The organism is Streptomyces noursei ATCC 11455, assembly GCF_001704275.1.
Taxonomy (GTDB): Bacteria; Actinomycetota; Actinomycetes; order Streptomycetales; family Streptomycetaceae; genus Streptomyces; species Streptomyces noursei.
This window is the reverse complement of sequence record NZ_CP011533.1, coordinates 3,446,325-3,465,753: the sequence shown is the minus strand read 5'-3', so window position 1 is coordinate 3,465,753 and position 19,429 is coordinate 3,446,325. Positions and strand designations below refer to the sequence as shown.

Below are 19,429 nucleotides of genomic sequence, written 5' to 3'. Positions count from 1 at the left end.
CGGTGAGCGAGCCGGATCCGCGACGCCGACACGGCGTGGGCAGGCGAGATTAGGAATGCGAGCAGCGGTGCGGAAGAAGCGGCTTCGGGGCGGCGCAGGGAAGCCGGGGTCACCGGCCGGATCGGTCTCGGTACCGGGCACGGCACCCGGTGCGGGATCGGGCACGACGGGCGACGACGCGACCGGCTCGGGACGGCGTCCCGCGCGGGTCCGCAACCGGCTCATGGGGGCCGTGGCCGTGGTCGCCGTGGCCGTCCTGGGAGCCGGCGCCCCCGCCGTGCTGACCGCCGCCGACAACGCCGGTGGCAGTCAGCACCTCGTCGACCTGGCCGGGCTGAACGCGCACGCCGTCACCCTCGCGCACACCCTCGCCGACGAGCGCGACGCGATGACCGCGTACGTCGCCGCCGGCCGCACCGGCCGCAACGTCACCCAGGCCCCCACCGACTCCCAGCGCGCCCAGGTGGACCGGCAGATCGACGAACTGCGCGGCCAGGCCCAGGGCGTGGCCGGGGACACCGCCGCGTTCGCCGCCGCCGACAAGCTCCTCAAGCAGCTCCCCGAGACCCGCCAGAAGGCGCTGGCCGGGCCCGCCACCGCCGAGCAGGTCTACGACGAATACAGCGCGGCCGTCGCGGCACTCGGCACGATCAGTGACGACATCGCCCGCGGCCTGCCCGCCCGGGCCGACGGCGGGGCCGCCGACACCCTGGCGCTGCCCGCCCTCGGCCGGGCCGCCGACCAGGCCGCCGGCACCCGCGCGCTGCTGCTCGCCGGGCTCAAGGCGGGCGGCGCCCAGCCCCGGCTGACCGCCGCCGCACAGGTCGCCCACATCCGCGAGCAGGGCGCCCTCGGCGACTTCAACCAGGCCGCGAGCCAGGACGCCAGGGACCGCTTCCAGCGCACCGTCAACGGCACCGACGTCGACACCGCCGAGCGCTACCTGACCAAGCTGACCGACCAGCCGTTCCTGGACGCCACGGACCTGGCCCTCAGCCGGCGCCGGGTACAGGCCGCCCTGACCGCCCGGGTCGGCCTGATGCGGGGCGTCGAATCGGCCATCGCCACCGCCGAGATCCAGCGCCTGGGCCAACTGCGCGACGACGACGTGACGGACCTGGAGATCGCCGTCGGCCTGGAGGGGCTCTGCCTCCTGGTGGCCGTCGGCACCGGCATCTGGGCCGCCCGCACGATGACCCAGCCGCTGGCCGCGCTGCGGATCGGCGCCAAGCGGCTGGCGGCCGACCCCGGCCACGAGGAGCCCATCGGCTACAAGGGCCGCAACGACGAGTACGCCGCCGCCGTCCGCTCCGTCAACGCGCTGCACGCCCAGGTCGCCGAGGCCGCCCGGCGCGGCGCCGAGCTGGAGGGCGAGCGCAAGCGGTTGGTCGGCGGCCGGCAGCGGCTGGTCGCCGAGCGGGAGGTCCTCCAGGAACAGGCCGAGGCGCTCAAGGAGGAGGTCGCCGAACTCCACGAGCGGCTGGCGGTGCTGCGCACCGGCGTCCACGGCCGGTTCGTCAACCTCTCGCTGCGCACCCTCGGACTGGTCGAGCGCCAGCTCGCGGTCATCGAGTCCCTGGAGGAGAGCGAGTCCGACCCGGAGCGGCTGGACACCCTCTTCAAGCTGGACCACTTCGCCGCGCGGATGCGCCGCAACAGCGAGAACCTGCTCGTCCTGGCCGGCGCCGAACAGCACGGCAGCAGCCACTCCGGGCCGGTGCCGCTGCTGGACATGCTGCGCGCCGCGGTCAGCGAGATCGAGCGGTACGAGCGGGTGCGCATCACCTCGCTGCCGCCGCACGCCCAGGTCGCCGGGTTCGCCGCCGACGACATCAGCCACCTGGTCGCCGAACTCCTGGAGAACGCCACCGCGTTCTCCCCGCCGGAAGCCCATGTCGAGCTGTCCGGCTGGCTGCTGGAGAGCGGCGAGCTGATGCTCTCGGTCGAGGACGAGGGCATCGGAATGACCGCGGACCGGCTGACCGAGGTCAACGAGCGGCTCTCGGACGCGGAGGCCGCCTCGACCTCCGAGAGCGTGGACGAGGCGCTGGGCCTGGGCCTGTACGTGGTGGTGCGGCTGGCCGCCCGGCACGGCGTGCGGGTCCAGTTGCGCGACCGGAAGCAGGGCGGTGTCACCGCCGTCGTCGTGCTCCCCGGCTCGATCCTGCCCAACCGCCCGGGGCCGGCGCCGTCCGCCCCCGCGGCGGGCATCGGCGGGCCGTCCGCGCCGACCCTCCCGGGCTCGATCGCGGAGGCCAACTCCAACACCCTCCAGACGCGGATGAGCCGGCCCGAGCCGACGGCACCGCCGGCGGTCGAGGAACCCGCCCCGGCGGAGCCCGCCCCGTCGGCGGAGGCAACGGCCGCGGAGGCAACGGTCGCGGACGCACCGGTCGCGGACGCCCCGGTCGCCCAGGAGGCGCCGGAGCCCGCCCCGCAGCAGCCGCCGGCCGGCCGGCGCGGGCTCGCCGACGACCCGTTCGTCGCCGCGGCCGAACGCGCCATCGACGCGGCGGGGCTCGGCGCCCAGCCGCCGGCGGAAGCACCGGCACCGGCCGGGCGGCCGGCGGTACCGGCCCAGTCCCAGGGCCCGGCGGAGCCGCCCGCGGCGCAGGAGCCCCCGTTCACCGGAGCGGCGGACGCCGAGCGCCCCGCCGCCGCGCCCGAACCGAGCCCGTACGGCCCGCAGTCGCCCGGCCCGTACGCCACGGCGGGCGCCGCCGCCGGCACCACCGGCGAACACACCCGTCCCGGGGAGACCACGCCGTCGGCCGACGGCGCCCCGGCCGTCCCGGCGCCCGGGAAGGGACGGCACCCCGCCGCGGCGCCCGCCAGCGCCGACCCGTACGCCATAGGGCCGGACGAGCACAGTCGCCCGGCGCCGGCCGGGGAGACCGACGGGGCACCGGAACCGGGCGCGGACCCGGACCCGGCGCCCCAGGGGGAAGTGCCCCCGGCGGAGTCACCCGCCGGGCCCGCGCCGCGGCGCCGGACGAGCACCGGGCTGCCCAAGCGCGTCCCGAAGAACGTGGCGCAGAAGAAGGCGCCCGCCGCACCCCGCAAGACCGGGACCGCCCACGCCGAGGCACTGCGCCGTCGGCTCGGCGGATTCCAGCAGGGTGCGCGGGACGGCCGCCGCGATGTCGCGGCCGAGATCGCGGACAGCACCGCGGAGCAGACCATCCCACAGACCGACACCGACGGAGCGGGGGCCCCGGGACAAAGCCATACCGGCGAGGAGGCACGCGATTGAAGGCGCAAGCGCCCACGGCTCAGGGAAAAGGACCGAGCCCCCAGGCACGTAACCTGCACTGGCTGCTGAGCGATCTGGTCGACGAGGTGCCCGGCATCCACTCGGTCGCGGTGGTCTCCTCCGACGGTCTGCTGCTGCTGTCCTCCGACCCCGAGCGGGTGGAGAACGCCGCGGCGCACACCGCCGACGGCGGCCCACGGGGCTCCAGCGCCGACCTCGCCACCATCGTGTCCGGCCTCGGCAGCCTCACCAACGGCGCCGCGAAGCTGATGGACGGCGGCGCGGTCAAGCAGACGATGGTCGCGATGGACGAGGGCAGCCTGTTCGTCATGTCGATCAGCGACGGCTCACTGCTCGGCGTGCACGCCACCCCGGACTGCGACATGAGCGTCATCGCCTACCACATGGCGCTCTTCGTCGGCCGGGCCGGCCACGTCCTGACCCCGGAACTGCGCACCGAACTCCGCAAGTCGATGGAGAACGCCCAGTGAGTAGTACTCCCAAACTCCCCGTACGCGGCGCAGACCTCCCCCGAGCTCTCGGCTCCGCTCGACCAGGGGGGACCCCCAAGCCCGCGCGGGTCCGGCCGTACTCGCTCACCGGCGGGCGGACGCGCTTCGGCCACGTGCTGCTCGTCGAGACGTTCGTGGCCGCGCTGGAGGCCCCCGAGGAGCGGCGGGAGCTCACCGCCTCGTCCGGGCCCGGCTGGCTGGACCGCGTGATGCCGGAGATGCGCGCGATCGTCGAGCTGTGCCGCCGGATGCGCTCGGTCGCGGAGATCTCCGCACTGCTCAAGATGCCGCTGGGAGTCGTCCGCGTCCTCCTCAGCGATCTCGCCGACCAGGGAAAGATTCGCGTCTACGGCACCGGGCACGGCACCGGCCGGCCCGAACGCGCGCTGCTCGAAAGGGTGCTGAGTGGACTTCACAGGCTCTGACACGATAACGGCCGGGACAGGGCCGGCCGCCGCCGACGATGCGGGGCTGCAGAGCTGGCAGATGGATCGGACGCAGGCACCGGTCGCCACCAAGATCGTGGTGGCGGGCGGCTTCGGCGTCGGCAAGACCACCTTCGTCGGATCGGTCTCGGAGATCACTCCGCTGCAGACCGAAGCGGTGATGACCGAGGCCAGCGAGGCGACCGACGACCTGTCGGCGACGCCGGACAAGACCACGACCACGGTCGCCATGGACTTCGGCCGGATCACCCTCGACCAGGAACTGGTGCTGTACCTCTTCGGCACACCGGGCCAGCAGCGCTTCTGGTTCATGTGGGACGACCTGGTGCGCGGCGCGATCGGCGCGATCGTGATGGCCGACACCCGGCGGCTGGAGGACTGCTTCCCGGCGCTGGACTACTTCGAGAGCTGCGGGCTGCCGTACGTCGTCGCGGTCAACCACTTCGAGGGGACCGAGCGGTACGAGGTGGACGACGTCCGGGACGCGCTGACCGTGCCGCCGGAGGTGCCGGTCGTGGTGATGGACGCGCGGCGCCGGCCCACCGTCATCCAGGCCCTGCTCGCGCTGGTCGGCCACGCGCTGGACGTCACGCCCGAATAGCCCGCCACCCCCCAGCCTTCCCCCCGAACAGCAGGAACAGAGAAGAGCCCCGCCATGCGGAAGATACTCATCGTCGGAGCCGGCCAGTCCGGTCTCCAGCTCGCCCTCGGCCTCCAGTCCCAGGGCTACGAGGTCACCCTGATGTCCAACCGCACCGCCGACGAGATCCGCTCCGGCCGGGTCATGTCGACGCAGTGCATGTTCCACACCGCCCTCCAGCACGAGCGCGACCTGGCGCTCAACTTCTGGGAGAGCCAGGCCCCGCGCATCGAGGGTCTGGGCGTCTCGGTCGCCGCGCCCGGCAGCCACGCCGCGCCCGGCGGCACCCAGCGCGCCATCGACTGGGTCGGCAAGCTCGACGGCCACGCCCAGTCCGTCGACCAGCGCCTGAAGATGGCCGGCTGGATGGAGACCTTCGCCCAGCGCGGCGGCCAGGTCGTCATCCACGGCGCGGCCGTCTCCGACCTGGACTTCTTCGCTCAGCGCTACGACCTGACGCTGGTCTCGGCCGGCAAGGGCGAGCTGGTGTCGATGTTCGGCCGGGACGCCGCCCGTTCGCCGTACGACGCCCCGCAGCGCGCGCTGGCCGTCGCCTACGTCCACGGCATGGGCCCGCGCCCGGAGCACCCGGAGTTCGACGCGGTGCGCTGCAATGTCGTCCCCGGCGTCGGCGAGCTGTTCGTGATGCCGACCCTGACCGTCACCGGCCGCGCCGACATCCTCTTCTGGGAGGGCCTGCCCGGCGGCCCGGTGGACGTCTTCCAGGGCGTGCGGGACCCCCAGGAGCACCTGGCCCTCACGCTGGACCTGATGAAGACGTTCCTGCCGTGGGAGTACGAGCGCAGCGCCGACGTCGAACTGACCGACGCCAACGGCACGCTGGCCGGCCGCTACGCCCCCACCGTCCGCAAGCCGATCGGCCGGCTGCCCTCCGGCGGCCTGGTCCTGGGCGTCGCGGACGTGGTGGTGGCCAACGACCCGATCACCGGCCAGGGCGCCAACTCGGCCGCCAAGTGCGCCGCGTCCTACCTCGCGTCCATCGTCGAGCGGGGCGAGCGGCCGTTCGACGCGGCGTGGATGCAGGCCACCTTCGACCGCTACTGGCAGACCGCCCGGCACGTCACCAAGTGGACCAACGCGATGCTGGCCCCGCCGCCGGAGCACGTCCTCAACCTGTTCGGCGCCGCCGGCCAGCTCCAGCCGATCGCCGACCGGTTCGCCAACGGCTTCGACGACCCGTCCGACTTCGAGCACTTCTTCTTCGAGCCGGAGAAGGCCGACGCCTACGTGGCGTCGCTCACCGGCTGATCCCGGTACGGCCCGGCGGGCCGGCGGACCGTGCGGCGGTCCACCGGCCCGCTTCCGGCGTCACTGCCGCCGGCGTCCCTTCCGTCAACGCCGCTTCCGCCAGGGCCACTTGGGCCCGGCGGCGGGGCGGCCCTCGGGGTCGTAGGCGTACCGCCAGCCGCGCGGCAGCCCCAGTCGGCCCGGCGGCCCGGGGACCCGGCGGTACAGGTGCACCTCCGGCGGCCGGCCGTCGTCGCGGGGCACCGGGATCTCGTAGGTCTTCGGGGGCAGTCCGGTGGGGCCGACCAGGACGGGAAGGACCCGGCCGTCCAGGGGACCGCCGACGAAGGGGATGTTCTCGCTGCGCACCGACCCAGTCTCACAGCAGGTGGGCGGCCTCGCTCACCACGGGTAGGATCCGGCGCGCCAGCTCGCCGGCCGGGCCGTCGGGCGCCTCGCCCTTCAGCGCCGCCCGCATCACCCGGGCGGTCTGCGGGTCCCGGGCCGCGGTGGCGGTCAGCAGCGCGACGAAGTGGTCCACCAGCCAGTCCCGCAGCTCGTCGAGGGTGGGCCGCTTCTCCTCGTCGAGCCAGATCAGCGAGGCGGCCTCGACCGCGGTGATCCACATCCGGACGGTGGTCCGCAGTCGCGGGCTCGGTTCCGGCTCGCCCAGGTGGCGCAGGATCTGCTCGGCGGCGGCGCGCCGGACCTCGTCCACGATCGCGGTCGTCCGGGACGTCTCCACCACGCTGCCGCCCTGGAGCAGCGCGCTGAACCCGGCGTCGTGCTGGTCGACGAAGGTCAGGTAGCGGTCCAGGGCGTGGCCCAGCCGCTGGGTGAGCGGGCCGCTCTCCGGCTCGGCGAAGCACTGCTCCAGCTCGTCGGCGGCGCTGCGCAGCGCCGCCTCGTACAACTGCTGCTTGCCGCCGGGGAAGTAGCGGTAGACGAGCGGCCGCGAGACCTCGGCGGCGGTCGCGACGTCGTCCAACGAGACGTCCTCCGGAGCGCGCTGGGCGAACAGGCCCAGCGCCGCGGCCAGCAACTGGCTGCGGCGCTGCTCGACGCTCAGCCTGCGGTAGGCGGGCCTGGGTACTGCTGGGGCGGTGCCGCTGCCGTTCATGAACAGCAGCGTAACCGCCGGGGTTTCCCCGTCGTACAGGTGCTCGGGGTGGCGGTGCCCGTGGACGGGGCGTTCAGGCCAGCAACCCCGAGGACCGCCACAGGCGGCGGCCCACGCCGCGCAGCACCCCGATGTCGTCGAGGAAGTCGGTCAGCCGCTTGGCGCCGTTCTGCATGACCTCGCGCCGGTGGGGGCTGGCCTTCACCTGCGCCATGGCCGCCCGCTTGTCCAGACCGACGTTGGCGTAGACCTCGGGGTTGATGAAGGCGATGGCGAAGACCCGGGCGAATTCGCCCGAAGTGACCCGGGTGAACTCCTGCGACCACTTCGGCGCGGTCACCATCTGCCGCCGCAGCTCCTCGCGCGCGTACCGCACGTGCCGGGCCTCCTCCACCACGTGGATCCGGGTGACGCCCCGGACCAGCGGCTGCACCCGCTCGTCAGGGAAGGTCAGCCGCTGCATCCAGTCCAGGACCTCCTCGCCGAGCAGGGTCGCGGTGAACGAACCGGGGGTGGTGGAGATCGTCTTGAAGAGGCGGCCGAGGTTCTGGTGTACCCGGGCGACCGGGTACCAGGGCGTGTCCCCGCGGGAGATCAGCCGCGCGAACATCTTCGAGTGCCGGCACTCGTCCTCGATCTCGGTGAGCGCGTACCGGACGTGTGCGCTGGTCGCCGGCTTGTCGTAGATGTGCCGGACGAGCAGCTGCATGAGGATGATCTCGAACCAGATGCCGAGCGAGGCCAGCGCCGCCGCCTCGTGCCGGGAGAGCAGGATCCGCTGCTCCTCGCTCATCCGCCGCCACATCGGGGTGTCGTACAGCGAGACCAGCTCCGGCGGCCAGAACCACTTGCCCTCCTCGAAGGGCGCGTCCCAGTCGAGTTCGCTGTCGGGGTCGAAGGAGTGCTTGGCGGAGGAGGCGAGCAGCCGCTCGGCGATCTGCTCCCGGTCCTTGAGCAACCCGAGGGCGTCTCGCAGGACGTCGATATCCGCCTCGGTCATTGCGGTGGGCGCGCTCGTCATGGCTCTGGCTACACCTCACAGTCGGAGTTACCCGCGGTCACATGCGGCTGCCTCTTATGAGACTGCCTGTCAGCAAGCGCGTCAATCCCTCGCGCACGACTTATTGACCCGCCGGTAAGAAGCGTGTGACTCTGCCAACGGCCCGTTCGCGACGAGGCGTTCGGCGGGCGGAGGAGGCGAGGCGCCGTGTCGATCCGAGAGCTCTACGTCCAGGACCCCGGGGATTCCCTGTGGACCGTGCCGGCCTCCGGCGCGGCTCGCTTCACCTGGGAGTACGACGACGGGCGGGACCGTCTGCTGGCCCTCTACCAAAAGGGCAAGGACAAGCAGTGGGACGCCACCACGCGGATCGACTGGGACCTGGAGGTGGACCCCAGGGACCCGCTCGGCACCCCCGACGAGTCCCTGGCGCTGTACGGGACGAAGTACTGGGGCCGGATGACGGAGAAGGACCGCGGCGACCTCCGGCAGCACTACTCCGCCTGGCAGTTCAGCCAGTTCCTGCACGGCGAGCAGGGCGCGATGGTGTGCGCCGCGCGGATCGTGGAATCCGTCCCCGACCTCGACGCCAAGTTCTACTCGGCCACCCAGACCATGGACGAGGCCCGGCACGCGGAGATCTACGGCCGCTTCCTCAAGGACAAGATCGGGATGCTCTACCCGGTCAACGACAACCTCAAGGCGCTGCTCGACGACACCCTCGCCGACTCCCGCTGGGACATGCCCTACCTCGGCATGCAGGTGCTCATCGAGGGCCTGGCGCTGGCCGCGTTCGGCATGATCCGCGACACCACCACCAAGCCGCTGCCCAAGCAGATACTCGCCTACGTCATGCAGGACGAGGCCCGCCACGTCGCCTTCGGCCGGATGGCGCTGCGCGACTACTACCGGCAGCTCACCGACGCCGAACTCCGCGAGCGCGAGGAGTTCGTCATCGAGGGCTGCTACCTGATGCGCGACCGGCTGCGCGGCACGGAGGTCCTGGAGAACTACGGCATCCCGGTCGAGGAGGCCGCCGAGTTCACCGAGCGCTCGGAGTTCCTCCAGCTTTTCCGGAAGCTGCTGTTCAGCCGGATCGTCCCCTGCGTCAAGGACATCGGTCTGTGGGGCGAACGCCTCCAGCGCGCCTACGTGGACCTCGGCGTCCTCGAACTGGGCGACGCCAACCTGGATCTGCTGATGTCCCAGGACGAGGAGCTCGCCGAGCAACTGGACGCCGAGCGGTTCGCCGCCGAGGAGGCGGCCCGCACCGCCGAGGTCGCCGACACCATCGCGCGGGGTGCCGCCCACGACTGACTCCGCCCGCGCCCCACCGGCCGTACGGACCGGGGCACGGATGACAGGATCCGCCCATGGACACCGGCGACCGACGGCGCGCCGCGGTGCGCGGCAGCATCGAGGGCCTGGCGCACGGCGATGCCTTCGGCGAACGCTTCTTCGCGCCCTTCCGCCCCGAGGCGGAGGCCCGACCGCGCCGCCGCACAGGCCGCCCGGTCCGCGGAGGTCACCCACGCCCACCCCAGGGCGTCGCCGGCGCCGTGGCGGTGGCCGTCGTCGCCGCGCTCGCCGCCCGCGGCGGGCCGCTCGCCCTGCCCGAGATCGCCGCCAGGCCCCGAGCCGCCGCCCATCAGCCCGTCAGGAACCCGGCCACCCACCCGTCCAACTCCGCCGACCGCAGCTCCGGCAGCGCATGGTGCCCGACCCCCGGCACCGTCACCACCCGCGCCCCCGGCAGCGACCGCCCGGCCACCGCCGCGACCCGTCGCACGTCATGCGCCCTGCTGCGCCCGGCCAGCAGCACCAGCGCGGGCGGCGCGGCGGTCCCCAACCGCGCCACGTCCGGCCGCGGCCCGGTGACCGGCCGTCCCCGGAACTCCCGGCCGCCCACCCCCGTCAGCCGGACCGACTCCGGCGCCACCGCCGGTCCACCGCGGGCCTCCCACGCCAGGAACCGCCGTGCCGTGACCTCACCGGGCCGCACCAACAGCGGTACCGCCCGCACCAGATACGACGCCCGGAAGCCCGCGAAGCACTGCGTGGGGTCGAGCAGGGCCAGCCGTTCCACCCGATCCGGGGCGTGCACCGCGTAACTCAGCGCGATCCACCCTCCGTACGAGTGCCCCAGCAGCGCGACCCGTTCGGCCCCGAGCGCGTCCACCACCCCGTCCAGCCACGCCATCAGATCGGCCGGTCGGCGCAGCGGCCGACCGCCGGGCACGCTCAACCCGGGCCCGCCCATCAGGTCCACCGCGTACACCCGGTGCGTCCGCGCGAGGCTCGCGACCCGTGCGTACCAGACGGCGGAGGTGGTCCCACCGCCGCTCAGCAACACCAGCGGCGGCCCACCGGACGGCCCGCAGGCATTGACCCGCGTGCTGCCGAACTCCGTCTCCAGATCGAGCCGTTCGACCGGCACCGGCCAGAGCGCCATGCCCTGCCCGTACGCGGCCCGGAACTCCGACGACGTGCGTTTCGCGTTCACGGTGCGCCTCCGTGGTGAGGACGACAGCAGACGGGCGGGCCGCCAGGTACCTCGCCCGCCAGGTACCTCGCCCGCCAAGTATCTCGCTCGGCGAGACAATGCGGGATCATACGCGCCCCGGCCGGGTTAGGTTGCTGGTTCGGGATATACGGGCCGGACGTAGGAGAGGTGGGGATCCGTGGTGGTGGCGCGGGAGCGGGAACCGGAGGGTATGGACCTGGTCCATCTGCTGCGCGAGGTGACGCTTCAACTCGACCTGGCGGGTGGTGAGTTCGCCGCTCGCAACGGTCTGCACCGCACCGACCTGCGGGCCCTGATCGCCCTGCTGGACGCGGCCCGTGCCGGCGAGGAACTGACCGCCGGACGGCTCGGCGCCCGGCTCGGCCTGAACTCCGCCGGCACCACGGCGCTGGTCGACCGCCTGGAACGGCTGGGACACCTCCGCCGGGTCCGCGACACCCGCGACCGACGCCGCGTCCTGCTGGTCATCGACCCGCGCGCGGTCACCCTGGGGCAGTCGTTCTTCGGCCCGCTGATCGCGCGCACCCTCGCCCTGCTCGACAGCTTCGACCCCGGCGAACGGGCCGCCATCCGCCGCTTCCTGACCGGCGTGCGGGACGCGGCGGCCGGTACGCAGGAAACCTGACGGTGCCGAGAAAACGTCACGACACGTAGCAGGTCGACGGCACGCGGAACGACAACGTCACACGGAAGACGTCACGCGCAAGACGGCACGCACAAGACGGCACGCGCAAGAAGTCACGCAGAAGACGTCACACAGGGCGCACTACCGCCGACCGGACTGGGCCAGCCACCGCCCCTCGTGCCGGGACACCTCGATCGGCCGGCCGAAACACGCCGTCATCCGCTCGCCCGTCAGCACCTCCGCCACCGGACCGAGCGCCTGCACCCGCCCGTCGCGCAACAGCACGGCCTGCCCGACGGCCGGGGACAGCTCCTCCAGATGGTGGGTCACCGTCACCGTCGCCAGCTCTGGTCGCCCCGCGGCCAGCCGGTGCAGCGCGTCGATCAGGTCCTCCCGGGAGGGCAGGTCCAGCGCGTTGAACGGCTCGTCGAGCAGCAGCAGCGACGGATCGGCCATCAGCGCCCGGGCGATCAGGATCCGGGCCCGCTGGCCGCCCGAGCAGACGCCGTACGGCCGGTCCGCCAGCTCCTTGCAGTCCAGCTCGGCCAGCAACTCGTCGGCCCGTTCCCGGGTGGCCTGGTCGTACTTCCGCCACAGCGGCTGCACGGTGCCGGTCGCGCCGGTCAGGACCACCGTGTGCGCGGTGGCGTCCTGCGGCACCTTCTGCGCACTGGACACCAGGCCGATGGCGGCGCGCAGTTCCCGCACGTCCACCCGGCCGAGCCGGTGGCCGAGCACCTCCACGGTGCCGACGGTGGGGAACATCAGCGCGCCGATCAGCCGCAGGACGGTGGTCTTGCCCGCGCCGTTCGCGCCGAGCAGTGCCCAGTGCTCGCCCGCCCGCACGGTCCAGTCGATGTCGTCGAGGATGACCTGGTCGGTGGTGTAGCGGCGGACGCCGACGCCCGCCAGCGCGGCGATCACCCGTCCCCCTTCAGGGCGTTGCGGGTCCGCGGGCCGGGCGGTCGGGTGCGTCGGTTCCGAAGGCTGCGAGGGAGTCATCGCGGCAGATTAGCTGCGTAGGGCATCTTTCGGTGCGGCCGTCCGATGCGTGGAACCGCAGGAGAAGATTCCGGCCACCGGCCACCAGCCACCGGCCACCGGCCACGGGCCACCGGGCGTTGCCCCCGACCACCACCGCCCCCACCCCACCCGCAAACCCGAAGCCCGAGAACCGCAACCTGGAGCCCCATCCCCCGGACACACCACACGTCGTCGGCTCACCCCAGTCCCAACAGGGCCCGCACCCGGGCGTACTTGGCGGTCAGCCGCTCCCGGGTGGGTGCGTCCAGGACCGCCAGCCGCGCCGGATCGGCGTTGTGCGCCAGGTCCGCCTCCTTGACCAGCAGCGCGCCCGGCGTCGCCAGAATCCGGGCGGTGTACTCCTCGACCGGTTCCCCGGGCCGTTTGGTGACCGCCAGGACCATCGCCCTGGTCGCCTCGTCCAGCGGCGCCCCGGCCAGCCAGTCGGCGCTCACCGCGCCGTCCTCGACCGCGTCGTGCAGCCAGGCCGCGGCGATCTGCGCCTCGCTGCCGCCGCGCGCCCGCACCCCCGCCGCGACCGCCGCCAGGTGCTCGGCATACGGGCGGCCCGCCTTGTCGGTCTGCCCCTCGTGCGCGCGCCGGGCCAGCGCCTCCACCTCGGCGAGCGGGAGCCGCGAGGGCGCAGCAGGAGCCGTGCGGGGATCCGCGTCAGAAGCCATGGCGCCATTGTGACCGGACACCCATCACCCCACGCACCGACCACCTCACGCCCCCGGACACCGCCCCCGCCCCGCCTCACCGCAACCCCGCCGCCATCACCGCCCGCGCGATCGGCCCGGCGCTGCCGCCGCCGCTGATGTCCTCGCGCTCGGCCTCCGCATCCTCCACGACCACCGCCACCGCCGACAGCGGCTCATGGCTCTGTTGGTCCCGCACCCACGCGATGAACCAGGCGTACGGCGTGCCCTCGTTGCGCACGCCGTGCTGGGCCGTCCCCGTCTTGCCGCCCACGATGAACCCGTCGATCGCCGCGGTCCGCCCGCTCCCGTGCTCGACGACCTCGGCCATCATTTCCTGGAGCTGCTCGGCGGTGGCCGGGTTCATCACCTGCCGGGTGGGCCGCCGCGCTCCGGTGGCGACCATCACCCCGTGGGCGTCGGTCACCCGCTCGACGAGGTACGGCGGCGTCAGCTGGCCGTCGTTGGCCACCGCCGCCGCGACCATCGCCATCTGCATCGGGGTGGCGGCGGTGTCGTACTGCCCGATCGCGGAGAGCGCCAGCTGCGCCGGGTGCATCCTGGTGTCGAAGGTGCTCGGCGCGACGGGGGAGGGGATCCGCAGCCCCCGGTCGTTGAAGCCGAACCGCTGCGCCGCCTCGGCCATCCCGCGCTCCCCGACGCCGACGCCCAGCCGCGCGAAGACGGTGTTGCAGGAGAGCCGGAAGGCTTCCCGCAGGCCCGCGTGCTCGCAGCCCTCCGTCGGATTGCCCAGCTGGGTGCGGGTGCCCGGCAGGGTGTAGGGGTCGGGCACGTCCAGCGGCGCGTCGAGGTCCTTGACCAGGCCGCTGTCCAGCGCCGCCGCCGCGGTGACGACCTTGAAGACCGAACCGGGCGGATAGGTCTGCTGCAGCGCCCGGTTGAGCATCGGCCGGTCCGGCGCCTCGTTCAGCCGCCGCCAGGCACCGGTCACCGAACGGCCGTTCCCGGACAGCTCCCCGGGGTCGTACGACGGCGAGCTGACCAGCGCCAACACCCGCCCGGTGCGCGGCTCGACCGCCACCACCGCGCCCTTCCGGCCGGCCAGCCCGTGGTACGCGGCGCGCTGCATCGCCGGGTTGACGGTGGTCTCGACCCGGCCGCCCGGCGGCCGGCGGTGGACCAACCCGTCCCACCAGGGGAACACGACCAGCCGATCGTCGGTCCCGGCCAGGATGCCGTCCTCGGAACTCTCCAGCAGCGACGTGCCGTACTGCTGCGAGGCGAAGCCGGTGAGCGGCGCGTACAGCGGTCCGTCGGTGTAGGTGCGCTCGTAGCGCAGCCGCCCGCCGCTGTCCCGGGAGCCGGTGACCGGGTGGCCGCCGACCACGACGGCGCCCCGCGGCTGGGCGTACCGGGCGATCGCGGTCCGCCGGTTGGCCGGGTTGCCGGTGTAGCCCTCCGCCTCGAAGACCTGCACCCGCACGGCGTTGACCAGCAGCGCCGTCAGCAGCAGGAAGGAGAACGCGGCGGTGTGCCGGATGCCGCGGATCACCGCGCCGCCCCGAGGGCGTCGGGGGCGGCGCGGGCCTGCCGGGCGGGCGCGTCGGGCCACGGCCCCCGCGCCCGGTCGGTGATCCGCGCCAGCAGCGCGACGATGATCCAGTTGGTCACCACCGACGAGCCGCCCTGCGCCAGGAACGGCATCGCCATCCCGGTCAGCGGGATCAGCCCCATCACCCCGCCCGCGATCACGAACACCTGGAGGGCGGGCAGCACCGCCAGCCCGACCGCCAGCAGACTGCCGAACGGGTCGCGCAGCCCGAGCGCCGCCCGGTAGCCGCACGCCGCCAGCAGCGCGTAGAGCAGGAACAGCGCGCTCAGCCCGGCCAGTCCCAGTTCCTCGCCCAGCGTCGCCAGGATGAAGTCCGACTTGCGCGCGAACCCGATCAGCGACGAGTGCCCCTGCCCCAGCCCGGTCCCGAACGTCCCGCCCGCGGCGAACGCGAACAGCGACTGCGCCAACTGCCCCGGCCCCCGCCCCGCCGCGATCCCGGCGAACGGATGCAGCCAGTCCTGCACCCGGCCGTGCACATGCGGCTCCAGCGTGCCCACCGCCGCCGCCCCGGCCGCCGCCAGCAGCACCCCCACCGCGATCCACCCGGTCCGCCCGGTGGCCACGTACAGCAGGACCACGAACACCCCGAAGAACAGCAGCGAGGTCCCCAGGTCCCGTTCGAGGACCAGCACCCCGACGCTCACCAGCCAGATGGCGACGACCGGCCCGAGCACCTGCGCCGCCGGCAGCCGCAGTCGCCACACCGCCTTCCCGGTGTCCGCCAGCGCCTCCCGGTTGGCCGCCAGGTACGCCGCGAAGAACACCGTGATCAGCACCTTGGCGAACTCGCCCGGCTGGAGCGAGAATCCGGCCGCCCGGATCCAGATCCGCGCCCCGTTGACGGCCGGGAACAGGATCGGCGCCACCATCAGGGCCAGCGCCAGCCCCGCGCACCCGTAGGCGTACCGCTGCAACACCCGGTGGTCCCGCAGTACCGCCACCACCGCGATGAACAGCGCCACGCCCACCGTGGACCACACCAGCTGCGCGGGCGCCGCATGATCGGCCGGCGTCTCCAGGTCGAGCCGGAAAATCAGCACCAGCCCGAGCCCGTTGAGCAGCACCCCGGTCGGCAGCAGCAGCGGATCGGCGTACGGCGCCCCGAACCGCACCGCCAGGTGCGCCAGCAGCGCCAGCCCGCCCAGCCCCGCCGCGTACCGGAGCGCCCCGGCCGGCACCGCGTGCGTCCGGGCCAGCCCCACTGCCAGATAGCCGCAGAAGCTGATGAGCACGGCACCCACGAGGAGGGCCAGTTCGACCCCCCGCCTCTTGGGCCGGGGCGGCGCCGGAGGCGCGCCCGCCGCCCGCCCGTCGCCCGCCGCCTGCGCCCGCGCCTCGGCCGCATCCGCCCGGTCCGCCACATCCATCCCCGCAACGTAGCAAGCAAATCGCCGCATTTCGCCAATATCGGCCATGGTTGCCGCTCTTGCCCCCGCTCCCCCGGGGGACCCCGCGCCCGGCCGATGGAGTCCCCTAGGGGAAGAATCGGGGTCCTCACGGGGGTGGGTACGGGCCGTTCCGTGAACGAGGTCAATGGCAGTTTGTAAACTCGGTCAGAACGAAAAGCAGAAGGCCGAGCTCGTCACGCTGATACGGACGACCGATCGCACCGATCGCACCGGTCGACGCCATGGACACGCGCCATGGCGCCGCACGCGAGGGGCTGTGGCGTACGACACCAAGCACGCCGAGTAAAGGTCCCGCGCCGTTTCGGTCCACGGGGGCGGCCGAGCGCGGGTGACCGTCCCCCGCGACGAAAGGCAGTATGACCGCCATGACGACCCTCCGTTCCCGGATCTTCGCCTGGGCCGGCCGCCTCTACCTGGCGAGAACGCGGAAGAAGGGCTTCGACCTTTCCCGCATGTCCTTCCTGCCGGAATCCGTCCTGATGCCCCTGCGGCGGGACGGTCTCGACCCGGTCCCCGACCTGGCCGCCGTCCGCGAACGGGAGCCCATCAGCAAGCTCCCGGTGCCCATAGCCGCCAACGTCTGGCTGGTCACCGGCTACGACGAGGCCAAGGCGGTGCTCGGCAAGGCCGACGCCTTCAGCTCCGACTTCACCAACCTCATCGGCAAGGCCGGCGCCGGCGCCGAGCAGAACCCCGGCGGCCTGGGCTTCTCCGACCCGCCCGTGCACACCCGCCTCCGCCGGCTGCTCACCCCCGAATTCACCATGCGCCGCCTGAACAGGCTCACGCCCCGCATCCACGACATCGTCGAGGAGCGCCTGGCGGCCATGGAGAAGGCCGGCAGCAACGGCGACCCGGTGGACCTCGTCGCCGCCTTCGCCCTGCCCATCCCCTCCCTCGTCATCTGCGAGCTCCTCGGCGTCCCCTACGAGGACCGGGACGACTTCGAGCGCCTCAGTGCCGCCCGCTTCGACCTCTTCAGCGGCGCCAACGCCTCCTTCGGCGCCATATCCGAATCGCTGACCTACTTCCGCGAGGTCGTCAAGAAGCAGCGTGCCAACCCGGGTGACGGCCTGCTCGGCATGATCGTGCGGGAACACGGCGACTCGGTCACCGACGAGGAACTGGCCGGCCTCGCCGACGGCGTCCTCACCGGCGGCTTCGAGACCACCGCCAGCATGCTCGCGCTCGGCGCCCTGGTCCTCCTCCAGGACCCGGAGCACTTCGCCGCCCTCAAGGACGGCGACGAGGCCGTCGACCGCTACGTCGAAGAGCTGCTGCGCTACCTCACCGTCGTCCAGGTCGCCTTCCCCCGCTTCGCCCGCGAGGACATGGAGATCGCCGGCGTCCGGATCGCCGCCGGCGACGTCGTCCTGTGCTCCCTCAGCGGCGCCGACCGCGACGGCAAACTCGGCCCCGACATGGAACAGTTCGACCCGCACCGCGCCAAGGTCCCCTCGCACCTCGCCTTCGGCTACGGCATCCACCGTTGCGTGGGCGCCGAACTCGCCCGCATGGAACTCCGCGCCGCCTACCCCGCCCTGGTCCGCCGCTTCCCCGCCATGCGCCTCGCCGTCCCCCCGGAGGAACTCGAATTCCGCAAGCTGTCGATCGTCTACGGCATCGATTCACTGCCCGTGCGACTGGACGACTGAGGGAGGGGCGAGCGGGGGGGGCCGCTGGGCCGGCCAGTCTGAGCGGCGCGGCCCGGGCCGGCTCCCCCCATCCGGCGCAATCTGCCCGCGACGATTCGCCTCCTGACCATTCGCTTCCTGATCGCCGACGGCCAGGAGATGCTCCGGCACGGTTCATGAGCGCCGAGTAGTGGTCGGCAGCCCGATGACCTCCGATGGTCTGGAGGCGATGGCCTTGCAGGCCGGACCGAGACCGGCCTGCAAGGGAGGCAGCCAGGGTGTCCCCTCCCCACCGCGATCCGGGCCCCGAGGACCTGGTCGAGGCCGCCCGCGCCTCCGGCGTAATGTCTCCGCCGCCGGGCTGCACCACATCGCCGGTGTGCTGGCCAAGCAGTACCACCAGGAGTCGGTGCTCACCTTCCGGTACCTGCCGCGGACGGCACTGGACGCCAATGCGGTCGACATCGAGGCGCTGGGTGTCGACGCCCGGTGCCTCCACCACGCACTGGTGGCGGACCCGGTTGCCCGCGACCGGCTGGGCGGCGGCTCCGTCACCACCGGCGGCCGGCTCATCCTGCTCGTCCCGTGCGTCGACCTAGCCCTGGCACGGAAGTTCGTCGCCGGGCTCGGCATCGACTGGTCCACGGTGCGGGTGCGGTACGGGGCGGCGTAGTTCGTCAACTAGGGCGCTTCTGATGGCTCTTGCCGGGGTGGTGGATCAGTGCTCCGGCTGGGCAGTTGCGTCTTATGGTGCGGCGACATGAGCTCACGGACGCGCAGTGGCAGAAGATCGAGGCTTTACTGCCCGCCAACGGCAGGCCCGGCGGGCAATGGGCCGATCACCGCACGGTGATCAACGGGGTGCTGTTCCGGGCCCGTACCGGCGTTCCCTGGCCGGACCTTCCCGAACGATATGGCCCCTGGCAGACCGTTTATGAACGGCACCGCCGCTGGTCAGCTGACGGTACCTGGCAGCAGATCCTGACCGAGTTACAGATCGAGGCTGACGCCACCGACCCCGACGGGACCCTGGCCAAAGACGTCGAGAAGGAAAGCGTGCAGCGCCGGCGGGAGTGGGCGGTGAACATCGACTCCACGTCCTGCCGCGCACACCAGCACGCGGCCGGTGCCCGCCGCCGGCCGCCGCGGGACTTTCCGCAAAAGGGGGCGGTGCGCGTGTGGAAGACGATGGGCGTGAGGCGCTGGGGCGTTCAAGAGGCGGACTGACCAGCAAAGTCCATCTGCTGGCCGTTGACCGGGCCCGCCCGTTGACCTGGCAGATCTCTCCAGGCCAACGGGGCGACAGCCCCATGTTCATCCCCGTGCTGGAGGGCCTACGCATCCGACGGCGCGGGTCGGGTCGGCCTCGTAGCCGGCCGGATCGCGTCCGCGGTGACAAGGCGTACTCCAGCTACGACAACCGTGCTTACCTACGACGACGGGGCATCAAGGCGACCATCGCCCAGCCCGATGACCAACGGGCCAACCGCCGGCGCAAAGGCCAGGCCGGCGGACGACCTCCGGCATTCGACAAGACCCAGTACCGCCACCGCAGCGCTGTCGAGCGATGCGTCAGCAAGTGGAAGCAGCACCGCGCAGTGGCCAGCAGGTACGACAAACGTGACTACATCTTCAACGGCACCCTGACCGTTGCAGCGATCGTCATCTGGCTCCGCGACACCGTCCAAGAGCCATCAGAAGCGCCCTAGCCCAAGCCGCCC

18 protein-coding genes are annotated in these 19,429 nt (G+C 72.9%); 10 read left to right on the top strand and 8 right to left on the bottom strand.

Annotated elements, in window-relative coordinates:
- Positions 1 to 223: 223 nt before the first annotated feature.
- The 5 genes from SNOUR_RS14300 (at position 224) to SNOUR_RS14280 (ending at position 6,120) form a co-directional block, all read left to right on the top strand.
- On the top strand, positions 224 to 3,253 hold the full coding sequence (locus SNOUR_RS14300) for a nitrate- and nitrite sensing domain-containing protein (protein WP_067346979.1): 3,030 nt from the start codon (positions 224 to 226) through the stop codon (positions 3,251 to 3,253).
- Positions 3,250 to 3,744 (top strand): roadblock/LC7 domain-containing protein, encoded by a 495-nt coding sequence (locus SNOUR_RS14295; protein WP_067346977.1) that lies wholly within the window; start codon positions 3,250 to 3,252, stop codon positions 3,742 to 3,744. The genes SNOUR_RS14300 and SNOUR_RS14295 overlap by 4 nt, the downstream gene beginning before the upstream one ends.
- Positions 3,741 to 4,190, top strand: a complete 450-nt coding sequence (locus SNOUR_RS14290; protein ID WP_079142635.1) for a DUF742 domain-containing protein — start codon at positions 3,741 to 3,743, stop codon at positions 4,188 to 4,190. Before SNOUR_RS14295 ends, SNOUR_RS14290 begins: the two co-directional genes overlap by 4 nt.
- A 61-nt stretch (positions 4,191 to 4,251) precedes the next feature.
- Complete coding sequence (locus SNOUR_RS14285; protein WP_312632573.1) at positions 4,252 to 4,812, top strand: GTP-binding protein; 561 nt, start codon at positions 4,252 to 4,254, stop codon at positions 4,810 to 4,812.
- 54 nt (positions 4,813 to 4,866) lie between these two features.
- The gene (locus SNOUR_RS14280) at positions 4,867 to 6,120 is read left to right on the top strand and encodes a styrene monooxygenase/indole monooxygenase family protein (RefSeq protein ID WP_067346972.1); all 1,254 of its coding nucleotides are present in this window, start codon (positions 4,867 to 4,869) and stop codon (positions 6,118 to 6,120) included.
- 84 nt (positions 6,121 to 6,204) lie between these two features.
- Here SNOUR_RS14280 and SNOUR_RS14275 read toward each other — a convergent pair whose 3' ends face one another.
- The 3 genes from SNOUR_RS14275 to SNOUR_RS14265 form a co-directional block, all read right to left on the bottom strand.
- Complete coding sequence (locus SNOUR_RS14275; RefSeq protein WP_067346971.1) at positions 6,205 to 6,468, bottom strand: DUF8847 domain-containing protein; 264 nt, start codon at positions 6,466 to 6,468, stop codon at positions 6,205 to 6,207.
- Positions 6,469 to 6,478: 10 nt separating this feature from the next.
- A complete protein-coding gene (locus SNOUR_RS14270; protein WP_067346969.1) occupies positions 6,479 to 7,219 on the bottom strand; it encodes a TetR/AcrR family transcriptional regulator in 741 nt (246 codons plus the stop codon).
- 73 nt (positions 7,220 to 7,292) lie between these two features.
- Positions 7,293 to 8,219: an AurF N-oxygenase family protein gene (locus SNOUR_RS14265; RefSeq protein ID WP_067346967.1), complete on the bottom strand. Its 927-nt coding sequence runs from the start codon at positions 8,217 to 8,219 to the stop codon at positions 7,293 to 7,295.
- A gap of 207 nt (positions 8,220 to 8,426) precedes the next feature.
- Here SNOUR_RS14265 and SNOUR_RS14260 point away from each other — a divergent pair, with 207 nt between their 5' ends.
- Positions 8,427 to 9,536: a ferritin-like domain-containing protein gene (locus SNOUR_RS14260; protein ID WP_067346965.1), complete on the top strand. Its 1,110-nt coding sequence runs from the start codon at positions 8,427 to 8,429 to the stop codon at positions 9,534 to 9,536.
- A gap of 331 nt (positions 9,537 to 9,867) precedes the next feature.
- On the opposite strand, the gene SNOUR_RS14255 is transcribed toward SNOUR_RS14260, so the two are convergent.
- A complete protein-coding gene (locus tag SNOUR_RS14255) occupies positions 9,868 to 10,671 on the bottom strand; it encodes an alpha/beta fold hydrolase (protein WP_174717957.1) in 804 nt (267 codons plus the stop codon).
- Between the two features lie 262 nt (positions 10,672 to 10,933).
- Here SNOUR_RS14255 and SNOUR_RS14250 point away from each other — a divergent pair, with 262 nt between their 5' ends.
- Positions 10,934 to 11,368: a MarR family transcriptional regulator gene (locus SNOUR_RS14250; RefSeq protein WP_067358302.1), complete on the top strand. Its 435-nt coding sequence runs from the start codon at positions 10,934 to 10,936 to the stop codon at positions 11,366 to 11,368.
- A 141-nt stretch (positions 11,369 to 11,509) separates the two neighbouring features.
- Here the strand turns inward: SNOUR_RS14250 and SNOUR_RS14245 are convergent, their stop codons facing one another.
- The 4 genes from SNOUR_RS14245 to SNOUR_RS14230 all read right to left on the bottom strand — a co-directional run bounded on the left by SNOUR_RS14245 (position 11,510) and on the right by SNOUR_RS14230 (position 16,032).
- Positions 11,510 to 12,292, bottom strand: coding sequence for an ABC transporter ATP-binding protein (locus SNOUR_RS14245; RefSeq protein ID WP_067346963.1), 783 nt, complete (start codon positions 12,290 to 12,292; stop codon positions 11,510 to 11,512).
- 296 nt (positions 12,293 to 12,588) lie between these two features.
- Positions 12,589 to 13,071, bottom strand: coding sequence for an HD domain-containing protein (locus tag SNOUR_RS14240; protein ID WP_067346962.1), 483 nt, complete (start codon positions 13,069 to 13,071; stop codon positions 12,589 to 12,591).
- A 76-nt stretch (positions 13,072 to 13,147) separates the two neighbouring features.
- Positions 13,148 to 14,602, bottom strand: a complete 1,455-nt coding sequence (locus SNOUR_RS14235) for a penicillin-binding transpeptidase domain-containing protein (RefSeq protein WP_067358300.1) — start codon at positions 14,600 to 14,602, stop codon at positions 13,148 to 13,150.
- Positions 14,599 to 16,032, bottom strand: coding sequence for an FtsW/RodA/SpoVE family cell cycle protein (locus tag SNOUR_RS14230; protein ID WP_079142631.1), 1,434 nt, complete (start codon positions 16,030 to 16,032; stop codon positions 14,599 to 14,601). The genes SNOUR_RS14235 and SNOUR_RS14230 overlap by 4 nt, the downstream gene beginning before the upstream one ends.
- A 398-nt stretch (positions 16,033 to 16,430) precedes the next feature.
- Here SNOUR_RS14230 and SNOUR_RS14225 point away from each other — a divergent pair, with 398 nt between their 5' ends.
- From SNOUR_RS14225 to SNOUR_RS42925, 3 genes are all read left to right on the top strand, one after another.
- A complete protein-coding gene (locus tag SNOUR_RS14225) occupies positions 16,431 to 17,729 on the top strand; it encodes a cytochrome P450 (RefSeq protein ID WP_312632571.1) in 1,299 nt (432 codons plus the stop codon).
- Between the two features lie 358 nt (positions 17,730 to 18,087).
- On the top strand, positions 18,088 to 18,381 hold the full coding sequence (locus SNOUR_RS14220; protein ID WP_067346958.1) for a hypothetical protein: 294 nt from the start codon (positions 18,088 to 18,090) through the stop codon (positions 18,379 to 18,381).
- 74 nt (positions 18,382 to 18,455) lie between these two features.
- Positions 18,456 to 19,417, top strand: a protein-coding gene (locus SNOUR_RS42925; RefSeq protein WP_376738515.1) for an IS5 family transposase whose coding sequence is annotated in 2 segments (ribosomal slippage) — positions 18,456 to 18,849 and positions 18,849 to 19,417 — 963 coding nt in all. Because the reading frame shifts where the segments join, the coding sequence is not laid out codon by codon here.
- Positions 19,418 to 19,429 lie beyond the last annotated feature (12 nt).